Origin of the sequence: Kitasatospora sp. McL0602 (assembly GCF_052076145.1) — a bacterium.
Taxonomy (GTDB): Bacteria; Actinomycetota; Actinomycetes; order Streptomycetales; family Streptomycetaceae; genus Kitasatospora.
Window position 1 is genome coordinate 6,436,012 of the sequence record NZ_CP197246.1, and the last position, 23,707, is coordinate 6,459,718.

Sequence of the window (23,707 nt, forward strand, 5' to 3'; positions counted from 1 at the left end):
CCGACGACGGGTCGGCTCAGTCCGACAGCCGAGAGTGGTCAGCCCAGTGCGCCGCGCAGGAAGGCGAGTTCCGCCTCGACGAGCCGCTCGTTCAGGCCGCCCGGGGTCATGTGGCTGACGCCGGGCAGCGGCAGCACGCTGTGCGGCCGCCCGGCGCGGGTGAGTGCCTCGGAGAGCAGCAGGGTGTGCGAGGGGTGCACGTTGTCGTCGGCCAGCCCGTGGATCAGCAGCAGCGGGCGGGTCAGCTTCGCGGCGTCGGAGACCAGGCAGTCGGCCTCGTAGCCCTCGGGGTTGTCCTGCGGCAGGCCGAGGTAGCGCTCGGTGTAGGCGGTGTCGTAGAGCCGGAAGTCGGTGGGCGGCGCGCCCGCGCAGGCGGCGTGGAAGACGTCCGGGCGGCGCAGCACGGCGAGCGCCGCGAAGTACCCGCCGTACGACCAGCCCCGGACGCCGACCCGACCCAGGTCGAGATCAGGCTCGGTCTCGGCCAGTGCGCGCAGGGCGGCGACCTGGTCGTCGATCGCGACCTGGGAGAACCGGCGGAAGATCGCCCGGGTGAAGTCGGGCGAGACGAACGGCGTGCCGCGGTTGTCGGTGGTGACGACGGCGAAGCCCTGGTCGGCCCACCACTGGCGGAGCTGCCAGCGGCGCGGCTCGTTGGCGACGGCCTGGTAGCCGGGCCCGCCGTAGACGTCGACCAGGACGGGCAGGCGGCGGCCGGGCCGGTGGCCGCGCGGGTAGACCACGGCGGTGGGCAGGCCGAGCTCGGTGACGCGGGCGAGCTTGGGCGTGACGCGGTAGGGGAGCGGTGCGGCGTGGTCGGCGAAGGCGAACTCCGCGCCGCCGTGGTGGAGTCGGCGGCGGATGCCGTCCGGCCCGGCGGAGGTGAGCAGCAGCGTCTCGCCGCCGGCCAGGGCGGAGTGCACGCCGGGGCCCTCGCTGAGCCGCTCCGCCGCGCCGCTGTCCGGGTCGAGCAGGTAGACGTGCTGGTCGGCCGGGTCGCCCTCGCCCGCCTCGATCAGCAGGCGGCCGCGCAGCAGGCCGACCACCCGGCGGACCTGGAGGCGCTCGTCGCTGAGGATCTTGCCGTCCAGCGCGACGCCGCGCGCCGAGCCGTCGGGGGTGTCGGCGGCGGTGAGCAGCCGCCCGTCGGCGAGCCGGGCCGGGGTGCCGGGGAGGTCCTCGATCCAGTACTCGTCGACGGTGCGGGAGAGTTCGCGGGTCTCGCCGGTGGCCGGGTCGGCGGTGAGCAGCAGTACGGTCTGCTGGAGGCGGTCGGCGACGGTGAGCAGGATCTCGCCGTTGCTCTCCCACCCGGCGGCGCACAGGTACGGGAAGGCGGCGGTGTTCCAGTGCAGTTGGCGGCGGCGGCCGTCCAGGGCGAGCACCCAGAGCTGGAGGTCCACGTTGGGGCCGCCGGCCTGTGGGTAGGCGAAGCTCTCGGGGGCCAGCTCGGGGTGCGCCGGGTCGGCGAAGTGCCGCAACGGGAGGGCGGATTCGTCGATCCGGGTGGCGAGCAAGGCGGCGCCGTCGGGCGACCACCAGTGGCCGCGCGAGCGGCCGAGCTCCTCGGCGGCGGCGAATTCGGCGACGCCCCAGACGCCGCCGTCCGCCGGGCTGAGCGGCTCCTGGCGGTCCGTCAGGTGGAGGGCGCTGCCCGTGACGTACGCGACGCTGGAGCCGTCCGGTGCCGGGCGCGGGTCGAAGGCGGGTCCGGTGACGGGGAGTTCGGTGGTGGCGGCGCCGACGGTGTCGGTGCGGAAGACCCGGCCGTCCAGGGCGAAGACCGCGACCGAGCAGTCGGCGGTGGCCGCGTACGAGCCGATGCCGAGGGCCCAGATCCGCACCCGCTCGCGCAGCCGCCGCTCCAGGGCGGGCAGGTCGGAGAGCGCGCCCGTCCGGTGCGGTGCCAGGGTGACGGGGTCGGCGACGAGGTGCTCCTGACGGGTGGCCAGGTCGAGCAGCCAGAGCCGCTCGACCGGGTCCTCGGAGCCGGTGGAGCGGAGGAAGAGCAGCCGGGAGCCGTCGTCGGAGACGGTGACGGCGCGGGGGGCGCCGTAGCCGAAGCGGCCGGTGCGGGCGCTGAGGGCGAGGAAGGAGTCGGTAGAGGTCACGGCCCGATGGTTGCCCTGAGCAGGGGATCTCGGCTAGAAGTATGCAGTGTGAAATGTCACACATCATCGCAGTAGGGACTTCGCCATGAATTTCGCTCCGAGTTCCGCCTCGAGTTCCGGCCCGAGTTCCGGCCCCGGCAACGCCCAGAGCGCGGATCCACCGCGCCCGCTGCCCGGCACCCACGGGCTCTTCGCCCTGGACTCCGCCGTCGCCCACCTCAACCACGGCTCGTACGGCGCCGTGCCGCTGCCCGTCCAGCGCGTCCAGGCCCGGCTGCGCGCCGAGCAGGAGCAGGACCCGGACGGCTTCTTCCTCGACCTCCCGGACCGCGTCGCGCACGCCCGCGCCCGGCTCGCCGCCGCCCTCGGCGGCCGCCCCGACCGGCTGGCGCTCGTCACCAACGTGACCGAGGGCATCGCCATCGTGCTGGAGTCCGTCCCGCTCGCCGAGGGCGACGAGATCCTGGTGACCGACCACGGCTACGGCGTGGTCAACCGCGCCGCCGAGCGCCGGGCGGCCGAGACCGGCGCCACCGTCCGCAGCCTGCGCCTCTCGCTGCACACCCCCGACCAGGCGGCCGTGCGCCAGCAGGTGCTCGCCGCCGTCGGCCCCCGGACGAAGGTCGCGGTGCTCGACCTGGTCACCTCGCCCAGCGCGCGCGAGATCGCCGGCGAGCAGCTGCTCGCCGAGCTCGCCGAACGCGGGGTGGTGACCATCGTCGACGCCGCTCACGCGCCCGGCATGCTGCCGGTCAATCTCGGCGAGCGGGCCGGCGGCGCCGACTTCTGGGTCGGCAACCTGCACAAGTGGGCCTTCGCGCCGCGCGCCACCGCCGTGCTCGCCGTCAGCGGCGCCTGGCGGCCGCTGATCCGGCCGCTGATGTACTCCTGGGAGCACGAGCGCGGCTTCCCCGCCCGGGTCGAGTGGCGCGGCACGGCGGACTACACCCCCTGGCTGGCCGCCCCGAGCGGCTTCGCGCTGCTGGAGCAGCTCGGTGCCGAGCGGGTGCGCGCGCACAACGCGGCGCTCGCCGCGTACGGGCAGCGGCTGCTGGTCGAGCGGGCCGGGCTGCGCCCGCTGCCGGCGATGGCGGGGCTCGCGATGCGGGCCGTCCGGCTGCCCCCGGGGTGCGCCGAGAGCGAGCACACCGCGAAGGCGCTGATGGTCGCCGCGCACCGCAGGCTCGGCACCCGGATCGCCGTCCGGCCGTGGAGCGGCGGCGGGGTGCTGCGGATCAGCGCGCAGGTCTACAACCGGCCCGAGGAGTACCAGAAGCTGGCCGCCGGGATCGGCGAGCTGCTGGGGCGCTGACGGCCGGGGTCACCGGCCTGTCCCGGGGCCACCGGGCCGTCCCGGGGTCACTGGGCCGTCGAGTGATCCTGCAGTTCGGCGAGGAGCAGCCCCTGGTCGGTGAGCAGCTCGGTGAGGATGCGCCGGGCGGTCCGCAGGAGATCGGCCACATCCCCTCCGGCGAGGGCGTACACCACCGTCGAACCCTCCCGGGTGGCCGTCACCAGCCCGTACCGCCGCAGCTGCGCGAGCTGCTGCGACAGGCTGGACGGCTCCACCCCGAGCGCGGCGACCAGCTCGCGGACCGGTGTGGGCCCGGCCTGCAGCAACTCCAGCACCCGGATGCGGACGGGGTGCCCCAGCATCCGGAAGAACTCGGCCTTCGCCTGGTACAGCGGTACCGGCACCTGTCCTGCCCCTCTCCGATCGGCGGCCGGTGGTCGGGCGGTGGTCAGACCTCCAGCGTCGCCTCGACGCGCTTCAGCTGGTGCCGGGCCATCGCCAGGTTGGCCCGGGTGCGGTTGAGCGCGAGGTAGAGGAAGAGCCCGCGCCCGCCCTGCGTGGTGAGCGGCCGGATCAGGTGGTACTGCGTGGTGAGGGTGACGAGGATGTCCTCGATCTCGTTGTCGTGCTGGCCCAGCATCTCCATCGTGCGCATCTTCGCCCGGACGAGATCGGTGTTGCCCGCTGCTGCCATGTTCAGATCGATCTCGTTGCTGTCGCCGAGGGTGCCGAGCGCCATGCCGCTCCCGTAGTCGACCAGTGCGACGCCGATCGCGCCCTCGATGGTCATGGCTTCCTTGAGCGTGGTCTCCAGATTCGCCATCGCGATCCTCCAGTCGCTGGGCCCGCTGCTCCGGTGGGCGGGCTCGGTGGTCCGACTGTAGGGAGCGGCCCGCGCGAGGCGTGACGGATGACCAGAACCGACCGCAACAGTCGCCTTTCGGTGCGCACTCCGACCACCCCGCCGCGATTTGAAGACATTTGCAACTGCAGGTCTGATCCCTTCCCCGAAAAAACGGTGCATTCGATGTCGGTCCTGCCGGGTAACCTCTGGCTGAGATGCACGATCACCACACCAAACACCACCGCTGCGCCCCGGCCTCCGGCCCGGCCCCGCAGCAGCAGGCGTCGCCGTCTGCACCCGCAGCCCGTCCCGACGGGCTCCAGCCCCACGGGAAGAAGAGGTGACGCCGATGAACAGCGCCATGCCCGAAGACAGGGGCACCGAAGCCAGGGGCACCGAGGAGCTCGGCCCGGCCGAGGCGTACGCGGCCTTCCGCCGCCGCGCCAAGGAGCAGGCCACCCACCTCTACGGCTTCCGCGAGCTGTACGACTTCCCGCTCGACCCCTTCCAGATCGAGGCCTGCCAGGCCCTGGAGGAGGGCAGCGGCGTGCTCGTCGCCGCGCCCACCGGCTCCGGCAAGACCATCGTCGGCGAGTTCGCCGTGCACCTGGCCCTGCAGAGCGGCCGCAAGTGCTTCTACACCACGCCGATCAAGGCCCTGTCGAACCAGAAGTTCGGCGACCTCGTCAAGCGCTACGGCGCCGACAAGGTCGGCCTGCTCACCGGTGACAACAGCGTCAACGGCGACGCCCCCGTGGTCGTGATGACCACCGAGGTGCTCCGCAACATGCTCTACGCGGGCTCCCGCGCCCTCGACGGCCTCGGGTACGTGGTGATGGACGAGGTGCACTACCTCGCCGACCGCTTCCGCGGCGCCGTCTGGGAGGAGGTCATCATCCACCTCCCCGAGTCCGTCGTGCTGGCCTCCCTCTCCGCGACCGTCTCCAACGCCGAGGAGTTCGGCGACTGGCTCGACACCGTCCGCGGCGGCACCAAGGTCATCGTCTCCGAGCACCGCCCGGTGCCGCTCTGGCAGCACGTGATGGCCGGCAACCGGATGTACGACCTCTTCGCCAACCCCGACCGCGACGGCCGCCCCAAGGACGCCCCGCGCAACCCCGCGAAGGCCGTCAACCCCGAGCTCGTCCGCCTCGCCCGCTCCGAGCAGGCCGGCAACCCGCGCGCGGGCAACGACCGCTACGCCAAGGGCCGCGGCCGCTCCATGCCCACCGGCCGCCCCAGCCGGGTCTGGACACCCGGCCGGGTCGACGTCATCGAGCGCCTCGACGCCGAGGGCCTGCTGCCCGCCATCACCTTCATCTTCAGCCGGGCCGGCTGCGAGGCCGCCGTCCAGCAGTGCCTCGGCTCCGGGCTGCGCCTCAACCGCGACAGCGACCGCGCGCTGGTGCGCTCGATCGTCGAGGAGCGCTGCGCAGACATCCCCGACGAGGACCTGCACGTCCTCGGCTACTTCGAGTGGCTGGACGGCCTGGAGCGCGGCATCGCCGCCCACCACGCCGGGATGCTGCCGAGGTTCAAGGAGGTCGTCGAGGAGCTCTTCGTCAAGGGCCTGGTCAAGGCGGTCTTCGCGACCGAGACGCTGGCGCTCGGCATCAACATGCCCGCCCGCTCGGTGGTCATGGAGAAGCTCGTCAAGTGGAACGGCGAGACCCACGCCGACATCACCCCCGGCGAGTACACCCAGCTCACCGGCCGGGCCGGGCGGCGCGGCATCGACATCGAGGGCCACGCCGTCGTGCTCTGGCAGCGCGCCATCGACCCCGAGGCGCTCGCCGGGCTCGCGGGCACCCGCACGTACCCGCTGAAGTCCTCCTTCCGCCCGTCCTACAACATGGCGGTCAACCTCGTCTCCCAGTTCGGGCGGCGCCGCTCGCGCGAGCTGCTCGAGACCTCCTTCGCGCAGTTCCAGGCCGACCGCTCGGTCGTCGGCATCGCCCGGCAGGTCCAGCGCAACGAGGAGGGCCTGGAGGGCTACCGCGAGTCGATGACCTGCCATCTCGGCGACTTCGAGGAGTACATGCGGCTGCGCCGCGAGCTGGGGGACCGTGAGAACGCCCTCGCCCGCGAGGGCACCGGCCAGCGCCGGGCCGCCGCCGTCGAGGCGATCGAGCAGCTCAAGCCGGGCGACGTCATCCACGTCCCCACCGGCAAGTTCGCCGGGCTCGCCCTCGTCCTCGACCCGGGCCTGCCGCCGGTCAGCCGCTCACCGCGCACCCACCGCCACCCGGACTACCAGGACGGGCCGCGCCCGGTCGTGCTCACCGCCGAGCGGCAGGTCAAGCGGCTCGCGATGATCGACTTCCCGTACCCCGTCACGGCGGTCGACCGGGTCAAGATCCCCAAGTCCTTCAACCCGCGCAGCCCGCAGTCCCGCCGCGACCTCGCCTCCGCGCTGCGCACCAAGGCCGGCCACCTGGAGCCCGAGCGCTTCCGCAAGGGCCGCGCGGCCGCCGCCGACGACCCGGAGATCTCCCGGCTGCGCGCGACCCTGCGCCAGCACCCCTGCCACGGCTGCGACGAGCGCGAGGACCACGCCCGCTGGGCCGAGCGCTACCACCGGCTCACCCGTGACACCGAGCTGCTGGAGCGCAAGGTCCGCTCCCGCACCAACACCATCTCCCGCACCTTCGACCGCGTCTGCGGCCTGCTCACCGACCTCGGCTACCTCCAGGGCGACACCGTCACCCCCGACGGCAAGCGCCTCGGCCGCCTGTACGGCGAGCTCGACCTGCTCGCCTCGGAGTGCATCCGCGAGGGCGTCTGGAACGGCCTGGGCGCCGCCGAACTCGCCGCCTGCGCCTCGGCGTTGGTGTACGAGGCCCGGCAGGCCGACGACGCGGCCGCCCCCCGGGTGCCGGAGGGCGGCGCCAAGGAGGCACTCGGCCGGATGGTCCGGATCTGGGGCCACCTCGACGCCCTGGAGGAGCAGCACAAGATCTCCACCGCCGAGGGCGTCGGCCAGCGCGAGCCCGACCTCGGCTTCGCCTGGACGGCCTACCGCTGGGCCCTCGGCCACAACCTGGACTCCGTCCTGCGCGACGCCGACATGCCCGCCGGCGACTTCGTCCGCTGGACGAAGCAGCTGATCGACGTGCTCGGGCAGATCCAGGACGCTGCGGGCGACGACGCCGCCCTGCGGACCAACGCCCGCAAGGCGGTGGACGCGCTGCGGCGCGGCATCATCGCGTACTCCTCGGTGGGCTGAGCCCGGCTGAGGAGACGGCAGGGGGCGTCGGACCGGTCGGTCCGACGCCCCCTGCCGTGGTGCGAGCGGCTAGAACTGGAAGGTCGCCTCGACCGGGTAGTGGTCGCTCGGGGCCTTGGTGTCGAGCTGACCCTGCGTCCAGCCGGCCTGCGGGTCGAAGTCGATCTGCACGGTCGGGAGGGCGACCGGCACCGGGCGGCCGGGGGCGTTCAGGTAGCCGACGTAGTCGAGGTCGTCGCGGTAGTCGACCGGGAAGGTCTCCACGCCCGCCATGTACTGGCACCAGGAGGCGACGGCGCAGTCCATGGTGGTCCGGGCCTCGCCCGGGTTGGTGGCCGGGGTGCCGAGCACACCGTTCACCGCGGCCTGCGAGTTGGCGTAGTCGTTGCGGTACTGGCCGTGGAAGTACTCGACGTTGAGGTCGCCCGCGATCAGCACCGGCGCGGTGGCGCCGACGATGCCGTTCGTCCAGTCCTTGATCTCGCCGAGCTGGCCGAGGCGGGTGGCCTGGGTGGTGTCGGTGGACTTGTCGGACTCGTCGGCCTGGAGGTGGGTGCCGACGACCCAGGTCTTCACGCCGCCCTTGTTGACCTGCACCAGCGCGGCGCCCTTGTCGGCGTGGTAGTCCCAGGTGCCGTAGGTCGAGTTGCTGAAGATGTGCGCGTACTGGGCGGTGATCGGGTACTTGGAGAGGATCATCGTGCCGCCGTTGATGACGAACATCGAGCTGGAGCAGTTGCCGCTGATGCCGGTCCAGCCGCCGCCCGAGCAGGTGCCGCCGACGACCGGCGTGCGGTACGGGTAGAGGTCGGCCAGCTTGCTGTTGATGTCGCTGACCGAGGAGTTGTTGAAGAGCTCGTCCAGCACGACGACGTCGGCGCTGTGCTGACGGATGATCGACTCGACGATCGGCGTCCGGCGCGAGGCCTGCTCGTTCTGCGACCAGTCCACCACGGAGGTGCCGAGGTCGACGTTGAACGCGAAGACCGAGAGGGTGGTGGGCGTGGCGGCCTGGGCCGCGGCGGTGTGCAGGGTGCCGCCGAGCAGCAGGGCGGCGGCGAAGGCGGTGGCGGTACGACGGGCAAGCACGGTGCGGTCTCCTGAGGGTGGGTCACTGTCCCTGGACATGACAGCGGAGAGGCTAGCTACTCACCGGTCTACTGGGCAGTACCTGGGGGAGAACGATTCATGTCGGAAAGATGGCTATACAGCACCGGCCCGTGCCGGCCGAGGTTGGCCAGACAGGTGTTGGTGCACGGAGCGCCGCGTCACTGTGCCGGACAGCCGCCGTCCACGGGCGGTACGGCCCCGGTTCAGCCGAGTCGGCGGAATGCCTGGTGCAGACGGCGGGTGTCCTGGACGCGGCGCTCGTAGCGGGCACCGAGGGCGAGCAGCAGCAGCCCGGCGGTGGCGAGCGGGGCCCAGCGGGGGAGCAGCCCGAGCACCTGGACGACGGTGGGGGTCAGCTCGTGCAGGGCGGTGAGCAGGAGCGCGCCGCCGCCCAGCACCACGGGCGCCTGCCGACGTCGCACCACGCCTCCCACGGTGACGGCCAGCGCGCCGCAGCCGAGCAGCAGCGGGCGCAGCCAGTGCCCGTCCGACCAGAGCGCCAGCGTGCTCGGGAGCAGGGCAGCGCCCAGGCCGGGGCCGTAGGTCCGCCAGGACGAGACGGCGGGCTCGCGCCGGTGCCGCAGGTGACCCACCGTCAGCGCGGCGGCGGCCACCGTCAGGGTGTACGCCTCGGGAGTGTGCACCTCCCAGAGCGCCAGCCGCGTCCAGGAGGAGGCGATCAGCAGACCGGCGCCGGTGGCCTGGGCGGCCGGGCGGCGGTCCGCGCGCAGCGCCACCGCGAGCGCGGCGACGCCGCAGACGGCCAGGGCGAGCGCGAAGCTGCCGTGGTACGGCGCGGTGAGCAGCAGGGCGAGGGCGGCCAGTGCGTAGCCGGTGCCCTCGACGGCGCGGGAGACGGTGGCGTTGGCGGCGTTGGCGGCGGTGCGGGTGGCCACCGGGACAGTCGCGACGGCGACCCCGAGGACGGCGAACAGCGGGCCGGGCCCGCCGAGCCCTGCCGTGTCGGTAACGGCGGCGGCCTCCGCCCCGAGGGCGAGGACGGTGGTGGCGGCTGCGAAGGCCGCCCGGCCCGGCGCGGTGACGGCGAGCCGCCGGGCCAGTGCCGCGCCGAGAGCGGCGCAGAGTCCGAGCACGGTGATGGCCGCGGCCCGGTCGGCCGAGGCCCACAGCACGGCGACCAGGAGGGCCGTCCCCACCCCGGCCCACGGCGCTGCCTGGGCCGGCCTGCGCAGGACGGCCACCCCGGCGACGGCGGCCGCCGCCAAGGCGGTCGCGACCGCCACCCGGTACGGGAGCCCCGAGGCCACCGGCACCAGACTCAGCGTCAGCGCGCCGAGTGCGCCGGCAGCTACTGCCACAGCCTTCGTCGCCGTCGCGGCTCCGCCGGGTGCCCACAGGGCGGCGGTCACCACGAGAGCTCCAGCCAGCAGGGCCAGAGCGGTGAACGCGGCCGGGTCGAGCTGCCAGTGCCAGGCGGGTTGGGCCGTCCGGGCCCAGACGCCCGGGGCCTGGCCGAGCGGCTCCAGGACGGTCCGGACGAGGACGGGGAAGGCGGCCACGGCGGCAGCGGGCAGGGTGCACGCGCCGACGTGCAGGACGCCGCTCAGGGTGCCGGGCCGGGACCGGCCGAGGCGCTGGAGCGCCCAGCCGACGGTGAGCACCAGCAGGCCGGACACCTCGAAGGCGACGGCCACCCAGGCGGGGGCGAACAGCGGCCTGAGCGTGCCGCCCGCCGCGAGGACCAGCGCCGCACCCGTGACGTAGGAGGCAGCCTGGTACCGGGTGGCGAAGGCCAGTCCGAGCACCGCCAGCAGGCCCAGCGGCGCCCAGGCCCAGGCTGCCTCGGCCGGGCCGTCGGCCAGCGCGAGGCCGGTCACCGAGACCATGCTGCCGAGCAGGGCGCACCCGCAGGCGAGGACGGCGCCGGCCTGCCGCAGCCCGGCCGGTACCGAGTCGGTCCGCCGGGCACCCCACAGCAGCAGGGCCTGCACGGCTGCCGCTCCCACGAAGGCGGCCGCGTACGCCTGGAGCTGCCGCGCCTCACCGGCCACCAGCAGCAGCGGCACTGGCAGCGCGGTCAGCAGGAAGCCCGCCGCGAGCGGGAAGCGCAGCCGCAGGGCCCAGCCGTAGGCCAGCGCCCCAGCGCTGACAGCGGCCGTCACGCCCGCCCAGTATCCGGGGGCGCTCACCCCCGACCCGAACAGTCCGGCGGCGCGGGCCGCCAGGCAGTCCAGCAGCACCAGCCCGAGGCCGACGGCGCCCGCCGCCTCGGCGGTGGCGTCCAGCCCGCGACGGCGCAGCAGGGGCGGCAGCGCGAGCGCGCAGCCGGTCAGGGCGAGCAGCACGACCGTGCGGCCGGTGAGCCCGAGGCTGCCCCAGCTGACCACGGTGAAGACCAGCGCGGCGACACTGACCAGCAGCCCGCCGAGCACCAGCAGGACGGTCTGGGCCGACCGGCCGGAGACCTCGCGCACGGCCGACGCGGCCCATGGCTCGGTCACCGGCAGGTCCGGCAGGTCGGGCAGATCCCGCCCGGCCCGCAGCCGCCCGAGCAGGCCGTCCCGCTCACGGACCAACACCTGGACGTACTCCTCGGCCGACCGCATAGCCAGCGTCACCTGCCAGAGCGCGGCGGCATCCGGCCCGGCGAGAGGCAGCCGGCACTGCGGGCACCGGGCGTTGAGCCCGGGTGTGAGCGCTGCACCGCAGTCGGGGCAGGCAGGAGCTGGGGTGGTCATGCCTCAGAGTGTCAGCCCTGCGCGGCCCGCCGTACATGAGTACGGCTACTCAGATCTGTCCTGCACCGGCGCCGACAAGCCCCGCCTGGGCCGAGCCTGCCGGCTGCTGAGACAGGCTCAGGCGGGGAGTTCCTGGCGGTACTGCTCCAGCGCCGGAGCGGTCTTGGTGGCAAGGAATTCCGTGATCGCGTACTCGGCGACACCGGCCACGCTGAACGGGTCGCCCTGCACGATCTCCTCGATCTTCGCCCGGTCCTCGCCGACGGCGATGATGACGCCGCCGTCGCGCGGCACCTTCCTGCCGGAGGCGAGGAAGACGCCCGAGGCGTAGTGGGCATCCAGCCAGGCGTTGTGCTCGGGGATGGCGGCGTCGACGCGCTCGAGGGACGCGATGTAGGTGAGCTCCAGAATGAACATGATCACCAGGGTAGGCCCCTGCTGGCCCACAACTTGACGCTTCGTCGGACACCTTGGGCCGTGCCGGGGAGCACGGCCGCCGGCTCCGTTCTCAGCGGGTGGTTGCGAGGGTGTCGAGGAGGCGGGTGAGGGAGGTGCCGAGGCCCCAGCGGGTGGCGAGGTCTTCGAGGGTCATGGGGTCGAGGGGTTCGTGGGGGAGGGTGGGGTCGAAGTCGGGGAGGGGGATGTCAGTGGCGACGCGGACGACGGTGGGGGCCACGTCGAGGTAGGGGGCGGCTTCGAGGATGTTCTTGCGGCGGGCCGGGGTGAGCTTGGAGAGGGGGTCGGCGGCGGCGGCGCGGATGCCGGGGAGGTCGCCGTATTCGCGGATGAGTTGGGTGGCGGTCTTCTCGCCGATGCCCTTGACGCCGGGCAGGCCGTCGCTCGGGTCGCCGCGCAGGGCGGCCATGTCCGCGTACTCGGTGCCGGTGACGCCGTACTTCTCGCGCAGGGCGGCCTCGTCGATGAGCTGCGCCATGCCGACACCCTTGAGGGGGTACAGCACCTGCACGCCGCGCGCGTCGTCGACCAGCTGGAAGAGGTCACGGTCGCCGGTGATGATCTGCACCGGACCGGCTGCCCGGGTGGCCAGGGTGCCGATCACGTCGTCGGCCTCGTAGCCGGGCACGCCGACCCGGGCGATGCCGAGGGCGTCGAGCACCTGCTCGATCACCGGGACCTGGGGGGCCAGGGTGTCCGGGATCTCCTCCTCGCCCTCGGTGGCCGCCTCGGCGACGCGGTGCGTCTTGTAGGTGGGGATGAGGTCGACCCGCCACTGCGGGCGCCAGTCGGCGTCCATGCAGGCGACGAGCTGGTCGGGGCGGTGGTCATGGACCAGCCGGGTGATGAAGTCGAGCAGCCCGCGCACGGCGTTCACCGGCTGCCCGTCGGGTGACTTCAGGGAGTCCGGCACACCGAAGTACGCCCGGAAGTAGAGGCTTGCGGAGTCGAGAAGCATCAGTCGCGGTGCGGTCACGTCTCAGATCATGCCGCACCGCACTGTCAGTGCTCGTGCGGCCCGCTGCGGTGCACCGGGCCGTGCGAGTCGGCGCAGTGCTCGCCGGCGAGTGCCGCTGCCGCCGGGGTGATCTGGAGCAGGCTCTGGTCCTCGTCCTCGCCGACGTGGTCGACCTGGAGGGTGGCGTGGGTGATCCGGTAGTCGTCGCGCAGCTGCCGCTGGAGGCCGCGACGGACGGCATGGCAGTCGCCGCCGGGGGCGACCAGGATGTGCGCGGAGAGCGCGGGCTGGCCGGAGGTGATCTCCCAGATGTGCAGGTCGTGGATCTCGACCACCTCGGGCTCGGCGACCATCCGGTCGGCCACCGCGTCCGGGTCGATCCCGGCGGGCGCCGCCTCCAGGAAGATCCGCCCGGAGTCCCGGACGAGACCGATGCCGGCCCGCAGCATCAGCGCGACCACGATCAGCGAGGCGATGGCGTCCGCCCGCGCGAATCCGGTGGTCAGCATGACCAGGCCGGCGACGGCCGTCGCGACGAAGGCGTAGAGGTCGGTCAGCACGTGCTGGAAGGCGCCCTCGACGTTGAGCGAGGTGCGGTTGGCCTTCGACATGCACCAGGTCGCCCCGAGGTTGACCACGATCCCGACCAGTGCGGTCACCAGCACCAGCGAGCCCTGGACGTCCGGCGGCTCCAGCAGCCGGGTGACCGCCTCGTACCCGAGCCAGGCGGAGAGCACCAGCAGCGTGACGCCGTTGGCCTGCGCGGAGAGGATCTCGGCCCGCTTCAGCCCGTACGTGTAACCGCCCCGGGCCGGGCGGGCGGAGAGCCGCATGGCGATCAGCGCGAGCACGATCGACGCGGCGTCGGTGAGCATGTGCGCCGCGTCCGAGATCAGCGCCAGCGACTGCGCGGCGAAGCCGACCACGACCTCGCCGGCCATGAAGACGACGATCAGGGTCAGCGCGCTGAGCAGCCAGCGGCGGTCCGCGTCGGCGGCCACGCCGTGCGAGTGCCCGCCGTGCCCGCCGCCGTGCCCACCGCCGTGGGAGTGCGCGTGATCGTGGTCATGGCCGTGCTGACGGCCGTGCTGGTGGTCGGACATCGCCGTCCTTTCCCGAACGTCAGGGGCTGGGGCTCAGCAGCCCCGCACCGGAAGTGAACCCCAGATCGGAGGAAGATCCAAAGGCTGCACTGGTGACCGTTGTCGTTCCCGAAAGCCTCTCCCGGGCGGCCCGTACGAGGGCCCGCATCACTCGCAGGTCGGTGCCCTGCTCGGGGTGCCACTGCACGCCGAGGGTGAACCCGGAGCCGCTGACCGCCTCGATCGTGTCGTCCTCGGCCAGCGCGCAGACGGTCAGCCCGGCGCCGAGCCGCTCGACCGCCTGGTGGTGGTAGGTCGGCACCGTCACCGACTCCTCCGGCAGCAGCTCGGCCAGCAGGGTGCCCGGCAGCGGCCGGACGGGGTGCCGACCGTAGCCGTCGGAGCTGCCCAGGTGCGGCCCGGCCTCGGGCAGGTGCTGCACCAGCGAGCCGCCGCAGACCACGTTCAGCAGCTGCATGCCCCGGCAGATCCCGAGCAGCGGCAGCCCGGCGGCCAGCGCGGAGCGCAGCAGGGCGGCCTCCCAGAGGTCCCGCTCGGGCGCGTTCGCCACCGTCTTCGGGTGCGGCCGGGCGCCGTACAGGGCGGGGTTCACGTCGGGGCCGCCCGCGATCACCAGCCCGTCGAGCCGGGCCACCGCCTCGGGCGCGTACGCGGGTGCGTCCGGCGGCAGCATGAAGGCGACTCCGCCTGCGTCCTGCACCTGCCGGGGGTAGCGCTCGTGCAGCAGGACGGCGCGCTGCGCCGACCGGTGGTCCCACACCGCTTGGGTGAGGTGGGTGCTGATGCCGATCACGGGCCTGGTCGTCATGCCCGGATTCTCCACCGCCGCCGAGCCGGTCGCCGTCAATGTCAGCCGATTGCGAATGTCCGCGCGTCTCTCCACCAGGTCGGCGGCCGCTCGCGTACGGTCGGCCGCAGACGAGACCCGAGGGAGAGCTCATGACCGAGACCGCGCGGCGCCTCACCGGCCGGGTGGCGGTGGTCACCGGTGCGGGCAGCGGCCTCGGTGCGGCGGTGGCGAAGCGGCTCGCGGCCGAGGGTGCGAAGGTGGTCTGCGCCGACCCGGACGAGCCCGCCGGTCGGGCTATCGCCCGTGCGGTGAAAGGTCTGTTCGTGCACGCCGACCTGGCCGACGCCGACATGGTCGAGGCGCTCTACGACGAAGCGTACGAGACCTGCGGCGGCGTCGACATCGCCTTCCACGTCTCGGCGGCCGAGGTCTGCTGCCGCTTCGCGCTGGCGTACATGCGTCGCCACGGTCGCGGCTCGATCATCAATCTCTCCGGCGCGGAGCCTGGGACCGGCGCCCTCTCCGTTTCACTCGCGCGGCAGTACGCGCGGGAGGGCATCCGGGTGAACACGCTCCGGGCCGGTGGGCCGGACGAGCTCGCTGCGGCGGCCGTCGCCCTGCTGGCGGGCGACGACTCGGCACTGCTCACGGCGAGTGAGTTCGTGGCCGACGAGGAGCTCGGGAAGATCACCGCCGCAGCGCTCTGACCTGCGGATGGAGGGTTCTCACCGGAATCTCATCCGAAAAAGCGCGAATAGGCGGGTGTACTGATATCGCGCTTATCCAAATGCGTTTAGATTCTCTGGCGTGAGCGAGCAGATTCCCGCCGGGTGGTACCCGGACCCCCAGGACACCGTCAGCACCCCCCGCCCCGAGCGCTGGTGGGACGGACACGGCTGGACGGCCACCACCAGGCCCGGCCCGAGCGCCGCTCTGGAGGGCGAGGTGATCGACAGCGGCGGCCAGACCGTCCGCTACCCCGAGCCGCCCGAGCTCTCGGCCTTCCCCGCCGACGCCGTGCCCGAGCCCAAGCGGCGCAAGGTCTCCCGCCCGGTGATCGTCGCCGCGACCATCGCGGCGCTGGCCGGTCTGGTCGTCGGCTCCGGCATCACCTACCTGGCGATGGACGGCCGGTCGACGGCCCAGGCCGCACCCCGGTCGGCCAAGCAGCACCTCGGCGGCAACGGCAACGGCAACGGCAACGACAGCTTCCCCGGCTTCGGCGGTGGCGGTTCGGGCAGCTCTGGCGGCTCGGGCGGTGGCTCCGGTGGCTCCGGCGGCTCCGGCGGTTCCAACGGCTTCGGCGGCGGCAGCGGAAGCGGCAAGGGCGGTGGTGGCGGCACCGGCAAGGGTGGTGGTGGCGGTGCCACCACCGGGGACGCCGTCGACGCGATCAACGGCATCAGCATCCCGATCCCCTCGGGCTGGACGGGCGGCACCACGGCCACCGGCCTCGCCGCGCTGAGCGTCGGCAGCTACACCTGCCCGGGTGTCGGCTCCGGCGAGTGCTCCCTCGGTGGCGTGACCACCGGCGCGCTCAAGGGCACCGACGCCAAGCAGGCGGCCCTGGCGGACATCGAGGCCGCTGCCAAGGACTCGTACGGCGCGATCAAGTCGCACGACGAGCTCAAGTCGGAGGCCGTGAAGGTCGACGGCCGCGACGGCTACCTGGTCCGCTGGAAGGTCGCCGCCCCGCAGGGCAACGACGGCTACGTCCAGACCGTGGTCTTCCCGAACGCGGGCAGCACCGCGCTGATCACCGTTCACCTCGGCTTCGACATCGCCCCCAAGGCGCCTTCCGTCGACCAGATGGACAGCATCGTCAAGAGCATCACCGACTTCACCGGCGCCTCGCCGGACGGCACCACCAAGACCTGACGGCCGACCACAGGGGGCGCGGGGCAGCAGCCCCGCGCCCCCTGTGGCGTACCGCGTCGGCTCTCAGAGCCGCAGGTTGCCGATGCTCCCGGCCTGGATCGCCGGGCCGTGGAACGTCCCGCCGTTGATGATGTTGTGCACGCCGGCCTCGGCGCGCGCAGTCGGCTCGAACTCCGCCAGCAGCTCCCGCAGCACCGGGACCATGGCGTCATCGGCCGCCAGGGCCCGCCGCAGCCGGGGCGCCCACTCCGCGACCAGCTCGTCCGGGGCGTCGCCGGCGAGCCGGACCTCCTCCAGCTCCGCCTCGACGTCCGCCGCGCGGCTCCGCCCGAAGAGCGCGGCGAACCGCCCCCGCGCCTGTGTCCACACCTCCGTCGCCATCAGCCCGACCATCGTCGTGGCTCCCGACGTCGCCAGTGTCACCAGCTCCGCGTCCATCCGTACCCCCACCTGTCTCGACGTCCCGTCAGACTAGGCCAGCGCCGACGGCGTTGTCAGTTGTCAGAGGAACGTCTTCCCCTCGCCCCGGTAGGTCGGGACGGTCTCCACCACCTGGTCGCCGTCGATCAGGTGCAGCTCGGCGAAGCGCTCGCACAGCTCGCCCGCCTTGGCGTGCCGGAACCAGACCCGGTCACCGATCAGCAGGTCGTCGGCGGCGGAGCCGAGCAGCGGGGTCTGCACCTCGCCGGCCCCCTCCTGCGGGTCGTAGCGCAGGCCCTCCGGCAGGTACGGGACGGGGGAGCGGTCCGCCCCGGCGGCGCCGGAGGCCGGGTAGCCGCCGCCGAGCACCGTCACCACGCCGACGCCGGGCCGCCGCACCACGGGCTGGGCGAACAGCGCCGCCGGACGCCCCTGGAACGAGCGGTAGTTGTCGAACAGCCGGGGCACGTACAGCCCGGACCCGGCCGCGACCTCCGTCACCGCCCGCTCCGCGACGGTGCTCTCCACGCTGCCGGTGCCGCCGCCGTTGACGAACTCCAGCTCCGCGACCTGCCTCAGCCGCCGCACCACGGCGGCCCGCCGCTCGGCCAGCTCCGTCCGGGCCTTGGCCTGCATCAGCTGGATCATCCGCGACCGCACCGGCCGCCCGGCCAGGCTGTCCCCGACCCCGGCGACATGCCCCTCGTACGCCATCAACCCGACCACCCGGAAGCCCGGACGGCGCTGGACGAGCTCCGCGAGGGCGCCGAGCGCCTCGGGCGTGCGCAGCGGGGAGCGGCGCGCACCGACGCGCACCCGCCCCCCGAAGAGGTGAAGCGCGGTGTCCAGCTCCAGGCAGACCCGGATCTCCTCGCTGCCCTCGCGGGCCGCGTCGATCAGCCGGAGCTGCTCCGGGTCGTCGACCAGCACGGTGACGCTCGCGGCCAGCTTCGGATCGGCCGTCAGCTCGGCGAAGCCGGCCCGGTCGGCGGAGGGGTAGGCGAGCAGGACGTCGGTGAAGCCCTCGCGGGCCAGCCAGATCGACTCGGCGAGGGTGAAACTCATGATCCCGGCGAAGCCGTCCATCGCCAACGCCCGCTCCAGCAGGGCCCGGCAGCGCACCGACTTGCTCGCGACCCGGACGGGCTTGCCCGCCGCCCGGCGGACGAGATCGGCCGCGTTGGCGTCGAAGGCCGCCAGGTCGACGATCGCCAGCGGCGCGTCGAGGTGCGCGGTGGCCCGGTCGTACCGGGCCCGGTCGGAGGCTGTCGGGTTCGCCATGCGCGCAGACTGCCACACGGCCGCTACCCGTGGGTAGGGGTCGACGGCGTTCCGCTCTCCGGCCGGTGGCATAGGCTCGCCGGGTGGACCGCAAGAACATCCCGAACCCAGGTTTCGCCGACGACGACGGCACCGCCGACCCCCGGCTCACCCGGGCCCTCGCGGCCTGGGCGGCCGACCGCTCCGCCGAGCCCGAGCTGCTCGCGGCGCTGACGCCCAGTCGGCTGATGGTCCCGATCGTGGCCCTGCTCGGCGAGGTCGAGATCGACAGCAACGGGCTGAAGCACGAGAAGACCAGCGACATGGCCGTCCCGGTGATCGAGGCCCCCGACGGCCGCCGCGCCCTCCCGGCCTTCACCTCGCTGGAGACCATGACCCGCTGGCGAGCGGACGCCCGCCCGGCCCCGGTCGCTGCCCCGCAGGCCGTACTCGCCGCCTACGCCGAGCAGGCCGGCTCCCTGCTGGTCGACCCGGCGGGCCCGGTCACGTACGAGCTGACCGGCGCCCGGATGCGGGCCGTGGCGGAGAACCGCCCCTACCTCCCGCCGCTGGAGGACCCGGAGGTGCAGGCCGCCGTGCAGGCACTGGTGGCCGCCGAGCCCGCCGTGCTCCGCGCCGAGCTGCGCCCGGGGACGGAGACCGACGCCGTCCTGGCCATCGCGACCGACCTCCCCGAGGCCGCCGTCCGCGAACTCGCCGGCCGCCTGGCCGCCGCCCTCGCGACCGACCCGATCCTCCGCGTCAGGCTGACCAGGGGTCTCGACCTCGCGCTACTGGCGAGCTGACGCACAGGGGCGCGGGGAACTGCGCGAATCCGGAAGGCGACAAGTCGCAGCCTCCCGCTTCGTGCCGTTCCCCGCACCCCTGTGTCCGTGTGTGGCGGGTCCGCGCGTGGCGGGCCTCAGCTGTAGACGGGCCCGGTGAACTTCTCGCCCGGCCCGGCGCCGACCGCGTCCGGCACGAGCGAGGCCTCGCGGAAGGCCAGCTGCAGCGACTTCAGGCCGTCCCGCAGCGGGGCGGCGTGGAAGTTGCTGATCTCGGGGGCCCCGGCGGTGACCAGCCCGGCGAGGGCGGTGATCAGCTTGCGGGCCTCGTCGAGGTCCTTGTCGGCCTCGCCGCCCTCGGCGAGACCGCACTTGACGGCCGCGGCGCTCATCAGGTGCACGGCGACGGTGGTGATCACCTCGACGGCCGGGACCTCCGCGATGTCACGGGTGAAGTCGTCGAAGCCGAGCTCGGCGTCGTCGTTGTGGTCGGTGGGCTGGGTGCTCAAGATGGCTCACTCCGTCGTGCCGGCGTACGTACACCGTTGAGCGTACAAGCCCGCATTTTCCATACCGGCATCGGTAGCGTAAGCTCCAAGACTGACCGGCCAGGGGCTCGACAAGAGCGCCCGGCCAGCAAGTGGAGGCTCCACTCATGGAGGCCCGAGAGGGCAACCGCGAAAGTCTCCCACCCGATCGTCCCCAGGGTCGACGGGTCTCCGGTCCGCGAGAGCAGCCCAGGCTGCCGATCGCCAGCAGCGCCCCTCACCGGGCGCCGCCCCCGGTTGTGTGGAGCCCCGCTTGCAAATGAGCGGGGCTTTTTTCGTGTCGCGGTGCAAGGCGCCAAACGCGGCAGCGCAGCACGAATGAAGCCCCGCCCAGTGGTCGAGTCCACTACCCACGGTCGTCCGACGGCCGTGGCGCAGAAGGTGCAACCTAGGAGGCCCCATCAGCACCGAGCCCCGCATCAACGACCGGATTCGCGTCCCCGAGGTGCGACTCGTCGGTCCCAGCGGCGAGCAGGTCGGCATCGTGCCGCTTGCCAAGGCGCTGGAGCTCGCGCAGGAGTACGACCTCGACCTGGTCGAGGTCGCGGCGACCGCCCGGCCGCCGGTGTGCAAGCTCATGGACTACGGCAAGTTCAAGTACGAGTCGGCCATGAAGGCCCGTGAGGCGCGCAAGAACCAGGCGCACACGGTCATCAAGGAGATGAAGCTCCGGCCGAAGATCGACCCGCACGACTATGACACCAAGAAGGGTCACGTCGTCCGGTTCCTCAAGCAGGGTGACAAGGTCAAGATCACGATCATGTTCCGCGGTCGTGAGCAGTCCCGCCCCGAGCTGGGCTTCCGACTGCTGCAGCGGCTGGCGAACGACGTCCAGGAGCTGGGCTTCGTGGAGTCCTCGGCCAAGCAGGACGGCCGAAACATGATCATGGTGCTTGGCCCGCACAAGAAGAAGACCGAGGCCATGGCCGAGGCCCGTGCGATCGCGGACGCCCGTAAGGCCGAGCGTCAGGGCCGTAACGCCGGCCCGGACGACCAGGCTGCGGATGACGACGCTGCGCTCGAGGCCGAGAACGCCGCCGCCGAGGCGGAGGCCGACGCCGAGGACATCGACGAGACCGACGAGGTCGACGAGGTCACCGAGGCCGAGGTCACCGACGAGGCAGCGGCCGAGGCCGACGCCGAGGGCGAGAAGCCGGCCGAGGCCACTCAGGACGCCTGAGCCTGCAAAGGCTTGCGCCGTCCGAGTGGATCGGTCACCACGGTGCCGGGGCGTCCCGCCCCGGACACCGGAGATCCATCCAGTCCTTACCCGCACGGCAGCGTGCGGGTGAGGGCGGACCGACGAGGAGATACGGCGATATGCCGAAGCAGAAGACTCACAGCGGCGCGAGCAAGCGCTTCAAGATCACGGGCTCGGGCAAGGTGCTGCGTGAGCGTGCCGGTCGCCGCCACTACCTTGAGCACAAGCCCTCGACGCTGACCCGCAAGCTGGCCGGCACCGTCGTGGTGGCCCCGGCCGACGCGAAGAAGATCAAGAAGCTTCTCGGCAAGTGATCCCCCTCCCGCCGCCTCCGGGCAGCGGGATCAGTTGATCCTTCCCGACCCATTCGAATGACGGACCACGTGAAGTAGTCCGTGGTCCAACCCAAGGAGTAACAAAGTGGCACGCGTCAAGCGGGCAGTGAACGCCCACAAGAAGCGCCGGGTCATCCTCGAGCGGGCCAGCGGTTACCGCGGCCAGCGGTCGCGCCTGTACCGCAAGGCCAAGGAGCAGGTCACCCACTCGCTCGTTTACAACTACAACGACCGCAAGAAGCGCAAGGGCGACTTCCGTCAGCTCTGGATCCAGCGCATCAACGCTGCGGCCCGCGCCAACGGCATCACGTACAACCGCTTCGTGCAGGGTCTGAAGATCGCGAACGTCGAGATCGACCGCAAGATGCTGGCCGACCTCGCCGTCAACGACCCGGGCGTCTTCGCGTCGCTCGTCGAGGTCGCTCAGAAGGCCCTCCCGGCCGACGTCAACGCCCCCCGGGCCGCCGTCGCCGCCTGATCCTCCGGGATCAGTAGTAGTTGAGCTTTCCTCGGACCCGCAGGCACTCACGTCTGCGGGTCCGAGTGTTTCCCGGCCCGCACACCTGATCGACCTCCCCAGAGAACGAGAGCATGCAGAGCACCGACACCCCCCTGCTCACCTCCCTGCGCTCGCCCCGCGTCGTCGCCGCCCGCAAGCTGGCCCGGCGCAGCAACCGCAGCAAGGAGCGCCGCTTCCTGGCCGAGGGGCCGCAGGCCGTCCGGGAGGCCGTCGCGTACGGGCGCCCGGCGGGGTCGGACGAGCACGTGGTGGTGGAGGTCTACCTCACCGTGGAGGCCGCCGAGCGGCACCCGGACATCGTGCAGGCTGCGCTCACCGAGGGGCTGCCGGTGCTCACGGCCACCGACGAGGTGATCGCCGAGATCTGCGACACCGTCACCCCGCAGGGCATCGTCGCGCTCTGCCGCTTCCTGGACACCCCCTTCGAGGACATCCTCAAGGCCCGCCCGCAGCTGGTCGCCGTGCTCGCGCACGTCCGCGACCCCGGGAACGCGGGCACCGTGCTGCGGACCGCCGACGCGGCCGGGGCGGACGCGGTGATCCTCACCGACGCCTCCGTGGACCCGTACAACCCGAAGGCCGTCCGGGCCTCCGTCGGGAGCCTGTTCCACCTGCCGTTCGCCGTCGGGGTGCCGGTCGAGGAGGCCGTCGCCAGGCTGCGCGAGGCCGGGGTGCGGGTGCTCGCGGCCGACGGCGCGGGGGAGCGCGACCTCGACCAGGAGCTGGACGAGGGCACCCTCGGCGCGCCCGGGGCCTGGGTCTTCGGCAACGAGGCCTGGGGCCTGCCGGAGGAGACCCGGGCGCTCGCCGACGAGGTCGTGCGCGTCCCGATCCACGGCCACGCCGAGAGCCTCAACCTGGCGACCGCCGCCGCCGTCTGCCTCTATGCCTCCGCGCGTGCCCAGCGCTCGCCCGGAGGGTGTCGCGTACCGGGGTCGGGGCGCTAGGGTCGGACAGTGGGGGCACCTTTACGGTGGGTAATCGGTGGGTAATTGGGGAGGACGCCCATGGTCGGCAACGGGCCCGAGTGGCACCCGGACGACCTGCCGGACGGCTTGGTGATCGCCGACCGCACAGGTGAGGTGGTCTGCTTCAACACGGCCGCCGCCCGGCTCACCGGCATCCGGGCCGCCACGGCGCTCGGCACCCGGCTGGAGGAGGCCCTCCCGCTGGAGGACCTGGACGGGCACCGCTGGTGGCAGCTGACCGACCCGTACGGCGGGCTCGCCGTGCGCACCGGGCAGCCCGAACGCAACCTGCTGCTGCCCGGCGGCCGTGAGGTGCTGGTCTCCGCCCGGTACGTCCGCAGCGCCCCGCGCGGGCCGGTCGAGCGGGTGGTGGTCGCGCTGCGCGGCACCGAGGCCCGGCGGCGCACCGAGCGCGGGCACGCCGAGCTGATCGCCACCGTCGCGCACGAGCTGCGTTCGCCGCTCACCAGCGTCAAGGGCTTCACCAAGACCCTGCTGGTCAAGTGGGAGCGCTTCACCGACGAGCAGAAGCGCTGGATGCTGGAGAGCGTCGACGCCGACGCCGACCGGGTGACCCGGCTGATCGCCGAGCTGCTGGACATCTCCCGGATCGACGCCGGGCGGCTGGAGCTGCGCAAGCAGGTCGTCGACCTCGCCGCCGCCGTCCGCCGGCACGTGGACGGCAAGGTCGCCGCGGGCATCCCCGCCGAGCGCTTCGACATCCGGATCACCGAGCCGCTCACCCAGCTCTGGGCCGACCCGGACAAGGTCGACCAGGTGCTCGCCAACCTGCTGGAAAACGCGGTGCGGCACGGCGAGGGAACTGTCACCATCGAGGTGGCGCCCGCCAAGGAGCTGGTCGAGGCCGCCGACTGGGAGCGCCCCGGCACTCCCCCCAAGGTCATGGAAGGAACGGCGGTCACCGTGAGCGACGAAGGCACCGGCATCCCCGAGGAGTCGATGCCGCGCGTCTTCACCCGCTTCTGGCGCGGTTCCAAGCGCGGCGGCACCGGCCTCGGCCTCTACATCGTCAAGGGCATCGTCGAGGCCCACTGCGGCACCATCCGGATCACGCGCGCGCCCGGTGGCGGCGCCCAGTTCCGATTTATCCTGCCCGCCGGAGTGCCCGACTTCATGCTGTGAAACAGCATGAACGACATGCGGGGCATGCTGTAAGGAGTCCTGGCCCGGCGGGCTGTGT

Annotated in this window: 22 protein-coding genes; 10 read left to right on the forward strand and 12 right to left on the reverse strand. The window is 72.9% G+C overall.

The window, feature by feature from the left end:
• Positions 1-38: 38 nt before the first annotated feature.
• Positions 39-2,111 (reverse strand): prolyl oligopeptidase family serine peptidase, encoded by a 2,073-nt coding sequence (locus ACR68M_RS29190; RefSeq protein ID WP_441247140.1) that lies wholly within the window; start codon positions 2,109-2,111, stop codon positions 39-41.
• An 85-nt stretch (positions 2,112-2,196) separates the two neighbouring features.
• Between ACR68M_RS29190 and ACR68M_RS29195 the strand changes: the two genes are divergently transcribed.
• Entirely contained in the window at positions 2,197-3,423 is a 1,227-nt protein-coding gene (locus tag ACR68M_RS29195; protein ID WP_441247141.1) for an aminotransferase class V-fold PLP-dependent enzyme, read from the forward strand.
• 47 nt (positions 3,424-3,470) lie between these two features.
• Here the strand turns inward: ACR68M_RS29195 and ACR68M_RS29200 are convergent, their stop codons facing one another.
• Both ACR68M_RS29200 and ACR68M_RS29205 read right to left on the reverse strand, forming a co-directional pair.
• The gene (locus tag ACR68M_RS29200; RefSeq protein WP_441247142.1) at positions 3,471-3,809 is read right to left on the reverse strand and encodes an ArsR/SmtB family transcription factor; all 339 of its coding nucleotides are present in this window, start codon (positions 3,807-3,809) and stop codon (positions 3,471-3,473) included.
• Between the two features lie 44 nt (positions 3,810-3,853).
• A complete protein-coding gene (locus tag ACR68M_RS29205; protein ID WP_441247143.1) occupies positions 3,854-4,228 on the reverse strand; it encodes a hypothetical protein in 375 nt (124 codons plus the stop codon).
• A gap of 382 nt (positions 4,229-4,610) precedes the next feature.
• Here ACR68M_RS29205 and ACR68M_RS29210 point away from each other — a divergent pair, with 382 nt between their 5' ends.
• Entirely contained in the window at positions 4,611-7,475 is a 2,865-nt protein-coding gene (locus ACR68M_RS29210) for a DEAD/DEAH box helicase (RefSeq protein WP_441247144.1), read from the forward strand.
• A 69-nt stretch (positions 7,476-7,544) separates the two neighbouring features.
• Here the strand turns inward: ACR68M_RS29210 and ACR68M_RS29215 are convergent, their stop codons facing one another.
• The 6 genes from ACR68M_RS29215 to ACR68M_RS29240 form a co-directional block, all read right to left on the reverse strand.
• Positions 7,545-8,564: a sphingomyelin phosphodiesterase gene (locus tag ACR68M_RS29215; RefSeq protein WP_441247145.1), complete on the reverse strand. Its 1,020-nt coding sequence runs from the start codon at positions 8,562-8,564 to the stop codon at positions 7,545-7,547.
• Between the two features lie 224 nt (positions 8,565-8,788).
• Positions 8,789-11,284, reverse strand: a complete 2,496-nt coding sequence (locus ACR68M_RS29220; protein ID WP_441247146.1) for an SCO7613 C-terminal domain-containing membrane protein — start codon at positions 11,282-11,284, stop codon at positions 8,789-8,791.
• 117 nt (positions 11,285-11,401) lie between these two features.
• Positions 11,402-11,701, reverse strand: coding sequence for a YciI family protein (locus ACR68M_RS29225; protein ID WP_441247147.1), 300 nt, complete (start codon positions 11,699-11,701; stop codon positions 11,402-11,404).
• Between the two features lie 91 nt (positions 11,702-11,792).
• On the reverse strand, positions 11,793-12,698 hold the full coding sequence (locus tag ACR68M_RS29230) for a 5'-3' exonuclease (protein WP_441251745.1): 906 nt from the start codon (positions 12,696-12,698) through the stop codon (positions 11,793-11,795).
• Positions 12,699-12,742: 44 nt separating this feature from the next.
• Positions 12,743-13,801, reverse strand: coding sequence for a cation diffusion facilitator family transporter (locus ACR68M_RS29235; RefSeq protein WP_441247148.1), 1,059 nt, complete (start codon positions 13,799-13,801; stop codon positions 12,743-12,745).
• Between the two features lie 19 nt (positions 13,802-13,820).
• Entirely contained in the window at positions 13,821-14,609 is a 789-nt protein-coding gene (locus tag ACR68M_RS29240) for a gamma-glutamyl-gamma-aminobutyrate hydrolase family protein (protein WP_441247149.1), read from the reverse strand.
• A 131-nt stretch (positions 14,610-14,740) separates the two neighbouring features.
• On the opposite strand from ACR68M_RS29240, the gene ACR68M_RS29245 reads away from it, so the two are divergent.
• Both ACR68M_RS29245 and ACR68M_RS29250 read left to right on the forward strand, forming a co-directional pair.
• Entirely contained in the window at positions 14,741-15,298 is a 558-nt protein-coding gene (locus tag ACR68M_RS29245; protein WP_441247150.1) for an SDR family NAD(P)-dependent oxidoreductase, read from the forward strand.
• A gap of 100 nt (positions 15,299-15,398) precedes the next feature.
• A complete protein-coding gene (locus tag ACR68M_RS29250; protein ID WP_441247151.1) occupies positions 15,399-16,469 on the forward strand; it encodes a DUF2510 domain-containing protein in 1,071 nt (356 codons plus the stop codon).
• Positions 16,470-16,532: 63 nt separating this feature from the next.
• Here ACR68M_RS29250 and ACR68M_RS29255 read toward each other — a convergent pair whose 3' ends face one another.
• Positions 16,533-16,907 (reverse strand): hypothetical protein, encoded by a 375-nt coding sequence (locus tag ACR68M_RS29255; RefSeq protein ID WP_441247152.1) that lies wholly within the window; start codon positions 16,905-16,907, stop codon positions 16,533-16,535.
• 63 nt (positions 16,908-16,970) lie between these two features.
• Positions 16,971-18,170, reverse strand: coding sequence for an amino acid deaminase/aldolase (locus ACR68M_RS29260; RefSeq protein ID WP_441247153.1), 1,200 nt, complete (start codon positions 18,168-18,170; stop codon positions 16,971-16,973).
• An 83-nt stretch (positions 18,171-18,253) separates the two neighbouring features.
• Between ACR68M_RS29260 and ACR68M_RS29265 the strand changes: the two genes are divergently transcribed.
• A complete protein-coding gene (locus tag ACR68M_RS29265) occupies positions 18,254-18,955 on the forward strand; it encodes an SseB family protein (protein WP_441247154.1) in 702 nt (233 codons plus the stop codon).
• Between the two features lie 116 nt (positions 18,956-19,071).
• On the opposite strand, the gene ACR68M_RS29270 is transcribed toward ACR68M_RS29265, so the two are convergent.
• Complete coding sequence (locus ACR68M_RS29270; RefSeq protein WP_441247155.1) at positions 19,072-19,443, reverse strand: DUF1844 domain-containing protein; 372 nt, start codon at positions 19,441-19,443, stop codon at positions 19,072-19,074.
• A gap of 439 nt (positions 19,444-19,882) precedes the next feature.
• On the opposite strand from ACR68M_RS29270, the gene infC reads away from it, so the two are divergent.
• From infC to ACR68M_RS29295, 5 genes are all read left to right on the forward strand, one after another.
• Complete coding sequence (gene infC, locus ACR68M_RS29275) at positions 19,883-20,662, forward strand: translation initiation factor IF-3 (RefSeq protein ID WP_441251746.1); 780 nt, start codon at positions 19,883-19,885, stop codon at positions 20,660-20,662.
• Positions 20,663-20,802: 140 nt separating this feature from the next.
• Positions 20,803-20,997: a 50S ribosomal protein L35 gene (gene rpmI / locus ACR68M_RS29280; protein WP_441247156.1), complete on the forward strand. Its 195-nt coding sequence runs from the start codon at positions 20,803-20,805 to the stop codon at positions 20,995-20,997.
• A gap of 106 nt (positions 20,998-21,103) precedes the next feature.
• Positions 21,104-21,496, forward strand: a complete 393-nt coding sequence (gene rplT / locus ACR68M_RS29285; RefSeq protein ID WP_441247157.1) for a 50S ribosomal protein L20 — start codon at positions 21,104-21,106, stop codon at positions 21,494-21,496.
• Positions 21,497-21,609: 113 nt separating this feature from the next.
• Positions 21,610-22,485 (forward strand): TrmH family RNA methyltransferase, encoded by an 876-nt coding sequence (locus ACR68M_RS29290; protein ID WP_441247158.1) that lies wholly within the window; start codon positions 21,610-21,612, stop codon positions 22,483-22,485.
• Between the two features lie 60 nt (positions 22,486-22,545).
• Positions 22,546-23,649, forward strand: a complete 1,104-nt coding sequence (locus ACR68M_RS29295) for an ATP-binding protein (protein ID WP_441247159.1) — start codon at positions 22,546-22,548, stop codon at positions 23,647-23,649.
• Positions 23,650-23,707: the final 58 nt, after the last annotated feature.